General features: G+C 46.2%; 3 protein-coding genes and 2 tRNA genes. 3 read left to right on the top strand and 2 right to left on the bottom strand.

Features of this window, described 5'->3' with window-relative positions:
* The first annotated feature begins 604 nt into the window (after window positions 1-604).
* Window positions 605-1,411 carry an exodeoxyribonuclease III gene (xthA, locus tag ACTHY5_RS11265; RefSeq protein ID WP_441879674.1) on the top strand — a complete coding sequence of 269 codons (807 nt, stop codon included), beginning with the start codon at window positions 605-607 and terminating at the stop codon, window positions 1,409-1,411.
* Window positions 1,412-1,757: 346 nt separating this feature from the next.
* On the opposite strand, the gene ACTHY5_RS11260 is transcribed toward xthA, so the two are convergent.
* Both ACTHY5_RS11260 and ACTHY5_RS11255 read right to left on the bottom strand, forming a co-directional pair.
* Window positions 1,758-1,833, bottom strand: a tRNA-His gene (locus ACTHY5_RS11260).
* A 6-nt stretch (window positions 1,834-1,839) separates the two neighbouring features.
* Window positions 1,840-1,916 (bottom strand) — tRNA-Arg (locus ACTHY5_RS11255).
* Between the two features lie 237 nt (window positions 1,917-2,153).
* Here ACTHY5_RS11255 and folD point away from each other — a divergent pair.
* Entirely contained in the window at window positions 2,154-3,017 is an 864-nt protein-coding gene (gene folD, locus ACTHY5_RS11250) for a bifunctional methylenetetrahydrofolate dehydrogenase/methenyltetrahydrofolate cyclohydrolase FolD (RefSeq protein WP_441879672.1), read from the top strand.
* A gap of 172 nt (window positions 3,018-3,189) precedes the next feature.
* Window positions 3,190-4,011: an ion transporter gene (locus ACTHY5_RS11245; RefSeq protein WP_441879670.1), complete on the top strand. Its 822-nt coding sequence runs from the start codon at window positions 3,190-3,192 to the stop codon at window positions 4,009-4,011.
* Window positions 4,012-4,662 lie beyond the last annotated feature (651 nt).

Raw genomic sequence — 4,662 nt, 5'->3', positions numbered from 1 at the left:
GACGCGGCAATCCATTTAACAGGCGAGGGTATAGTGTAAGGTTTTTATTACATCCGCCTCACCCCTCACAGGTCTATTTTAGCCAGTCCTCTTTACCGTTACTGGTAGAAGCCGCTTCAGCCGGCTGGTGGCGCGCAGCGGCACTAAAAGATAGCTTGAAGCGGGAAGCTAGAAGCCGGAAGAGAAGAGCTAGATTGCCGCGCTTCGCTCGCAATGACCCAAATGCCGTCATTGCGAGGAGTGCAACGACGCGGCAATCCATTTAACAGGCGAGGGTATAGTGTAAGGTTTTTATTACATCCCCCTTACCCCTCACAGGTTTATCTAAGCTAGTCCGCTTTGCAGTCTTTGAAGTCGCGCTGCGGCACTTATTTAAGAGGCGTTTGTTGGATTAATTTTGCTACGCAAAATCGGCCAGCTGAAGCGGCCTCTACCAGAGCATTGGGTTGGCTTTAAGTGTTGTCCGCCTCACCCCTCACAGGTCTATTTTAGCCAGTCCTCTTTACCGCCTTTAACGCCCGTTCACTTAAGATTTAAGCTTAGCGCTGTTTTATTTGTTAGCATAGTCGCCTCTTACATTCATAGGCTGTTACTGGGCAAAAAAATGAAAGTTATTTCTTTTAATATCAATGGCCTTCGGGCACGGTTACATCAACTACAAGCCATTATTGATAAGCATCAGCCAGATGTTATTGGCTTACAAGAAATCAAAGTACACGATGAGGTATTTCCACTAGAAGCATTAGAAGCCATGGGTTATCACGTGTATTTTCATGGTCAAAAAGCCCACTATGGTGTGGCCATGTTAAGCAAACAGCCTGCCCTTGAAGTGCGTAAAGGTTTTCCGGGTGATGAAGAAGATGCACAGCGTCGCATGATCATGGGTCGCTTTGCCCGCCCCGACGGTAGCGAAGTCACTATTTTAAATGGCTATTTTCCTCAAGGCGAAAACCGCAAGCACGAAACTAAGTTTCCGGCAAAAAAGCAGTTTTATGAAGACTTACAAGCCTACCTCACTGAATATCATCAGCCCAATGAGGCGGTGATTGTGATGGGAGATGTGAATATCTCTCATACCGACCTTGATATCGGCATTGGTGAGCCTAATCGTAAGCGTTGGCTGCGTGACCAAAAGTGTTCGTTTTTGCCTGAAGAACGCGAATGGATGGAGCGCTTGCTTAGCTGGGGCCTAACCGACACTTGGCGCCTACAAAACCCCACCACCACCGATCAATACTCGTGGTTTGATTATCGCAGCCGAGGCTTTGATGACAACCGAGGCTTACGCATTGATTTAGTGCTGGCTACTCAGCCACTCATTGAACAGCTAGTAGACACCGGCATCGATTATGAGCTGCGCGGCATCGAAAAACCCTCTGATCACGCCCCCATTTGGGCAAGCTTTAAATAAACGCTGAAGCTGGAAATTGGATACCAGTAGCTGAAAGCGAAAACAATGGATTGCCACACTGCGCTCGCAATGACACCCATGTCTTTGCGAGCAGAAGGCCTAAAGAGGTCGAATAAATTCGACCCCACGCTCGGGGTAAATTGGTATTACTATTTAAAGTTTCTTTTTTATCTTTATTTTTCAGTGGGTTCCGTGTATTCCGTGGCAAAAGTGTTTGTCAGTTAATTCAACACTCAACATTCAACATCGCCTTTGCCTGCTCTAAATTTCAGGCAAAAAAATACCGAGCCAGCCGACTCGGTATTTTTTAGCTTCCAGCTTTACGCTTTCGGCTTTTACTACAATATGGGGTGACCGACGGGGCTCGAACCCGCGACAACCGGAATCACAATCCGGGACTCTACCAACTGAGCTACGATCACCAAAGATGGCGCGCCCTGCAGGACTTGAACCTGCGGCCACCCGCTTAGAAGGCGGGTGCTCTATCCGGCTGAGCTAAGGGCGCTTAATACATTGACTGATTATTGTTGCACAGGCCGCTAAACCTGAGTCTGTGCTAACGGGGCAGAATAATACCCATTTGCCCCGCGTGGGTCAACGGCTTTGTCTGGTACTGGCCACTTGTTATGGTGATTGAGCCGTGATCGTTGAAAAAGACGGCAGCATAAATTATCAAGCATTACTAAAGTGACTAAAAAATGTGATAATTACTTCAATTTTATAAAGGTGAGAATCAACGCAGATGTCAGCTCAAATAATCGATGGAAAAGCGATAGCACAAGCGGTACGTAACCAAGTGGCCGAAAAAGTAGCCGAACGAACTCAAGCCGGAAAACGAGCACCGGGTTTGGCGGTCATATTAGTGGGCGCCAATCCTGCCTCACAGGTGTATGTGGGTAGTAAGCGCCGTGCTTGTGAGGAAGTCGGCTTTATTTCTAAATCTTATGACCTGCCTAAAGAAGCCACAGAGCAGGAATTGTTGGCATTAATAGATGAATTAAATGCCGACAACACCATTGATGGTATTTTGGTGCAATTACCACTGCCTGATCATATTGACAGCACGCCTGTGATTGAACGTATTCATCCTCATAAAGACGTAGATGGCTTTCATCCTTACAATATTGGCCGCTTAGCCCAGCGTATTCCTGCACTGCGCCCTTGTACGCCTAAAGGCATTATTACCCTACTTGAGCGAAGCCACATTAAAACTCACGGGCTGAATGCGGTGGTGGTGGGAGCTTCTAATATTGTGGGTCGCCCAATGACACTTGAGTTATTACTGGCGGGCTGTACGACCACTACCTGTCACCGCTTTACTGAAGATTTACAATCTAAAGTGGAAGATGCTGACTTATTGGTGGTGGCCGTGGGTAAAACTAATTTTATTCCGGGCCACTGGATTAAACCCGGTGCTGTGGTGATTGATGTGGGTATTAATCGCCAAGAAGACGGCCGATTAGTGGGGGATGTTGAATACGCAGTTGCAGCCGAGCGCGCAGCCTATATTACGCCCGTACCTGGTGGTGTGGGCCCAATGACAGTTGCCTCGTTAATAGAGAATACCTTGCTTGCCTGCGAGCGCTATCATCAAAATGAAGCTTAAGACGGTACGCTTTACGGTAAAGCATGACTTTTTTGACCGTTATTGCGACAGGCATATTACGAATAAAAACTTTTAGACGTGAGTGGCTGCGAGTTGGGCAGATTTAGGGTAAAGAGACTGTAGAAGCGTGTTTGCTTCTTTGCTCTTTACCTTAATTACATAAGGACAAAGTATGCACTGGCCCAGTAGAGAAGTGTTATACAGCGTTATATTTGGTACCGAGACCCCAGCGGGCCGTTACTTTGACTTGTCTCTTATTGTGGCTATTTTGCTGTCAATTGGTGTGCTTCTTTTAGACTCAATGAGCTCTGTTAGGTCGCATATTGGCGGCACACTGTATATTTTAGAGTGGACCTTTACCTTACTGTTTACTTTAGAGTATGGCGTAAGAGTATATTGTGCGCCTAAACGACTGGCTTATATTCGCAGTTTTTATGGCATTATTGATGTGCTGGCAGTTATGCCAACATACCTATCTGTGTTTATACCGGGCCTTAGCTTTTTATTAATGGTGCGCTTACTTCGGGTGCTGCGCATATTTCGCATACTAAAATTAATTCGTTATGCGAATGAAGCTAATGTGTTATTGCGTTCATTAAATCAAAGCCGCCGTAAGATAATGGTGTTTTTTAGTAGTCTGTTTATTTTGGTCACGCTGTTTGGTTCGTTACTCTATGTGGTTGAAGGGCCAGAAAATGGCTTTACTAGTATTCCGGTAAGTATTTATTGGGCAATAGTCACTATTACTACGGTCGGGTTTGGTGATATTACGCCACAAACTCCACTCGGTCAGGGTATTGCTGCTGTGACTATGTTAATGGGGTATGCCATTATTGCCGTGCCTACGGGGATTTTAAGTGCGGAGTTAGGGCGAGAAATGCGCCGCGAGTACGATATGCGTCATTGCCCTTTGTGTGATAAAACTGGCCACGATAAAGATGCCGATTTTTGTAAATACTGCGGCGGATCGATGGAACCCAAAGCGGAAGACTGAGAGAAAGAGCCACGCCCGGCTTTTTAATGTTGAATGTTGAATTAACTGACAAACACTCAACACTAAGCCCTTTTGCAACGAAATCCGCTAAATCTACGAAAAAATCGACATAACAGCGAAATTTCTATAGTGAGAGCAAAGGCTGTAAAGCGGACTGACTTTAAAGACTGCAAAGCGGACGGGCAGATACAAACCTGTGAGGGGGATGACATTTAAAGCCAACTCAATATTTTAAGGGGGCTTTGTGTTGCTCTTACAATAAGAAAGTCTCTTTTCAGATGTTATCTTTATTTTTCCGTGTTGTTCCGTGTATTCCGTGGCAAAAGTGTTTTAAGACGTGCCGCTGCGCGCCACTGAAAGGCAGTGATTGGGGATTGGGGAATCGGGATTAGCAAAATAGGATATCGCTGCGCGATATATGCACAGCTGAAGCAGAGCCTACACAGTACGAGGTGTCGTTTTCCTATTCCCTATTTCCTATTCACCCATCCCCAGCTCATTGTTGAATGGATTGCCGCGTCGCTACGCTCCTCGCAATGACCCAATTTTAAAGCTTGGTGCTAGGCGCTCGGCGCTTCTCTTTTCTTCCAGCTTCTAGCTTCCCGCTTCCAGCTATCTTTTAGGCTCTATCTTTCTCCTTACCCCTTACCG

The organism is Oceanisphaera sp., assembly GCF_052084945.1.
GTDB lineage: Bacteria > Pseudomonadota > Gammaproteobacteria > Enterobacterales > Aeromonadaceae > Oceanimonas.
This window is presented reverse-complemented; position numbering and strand designations above follow the sequence as displayed.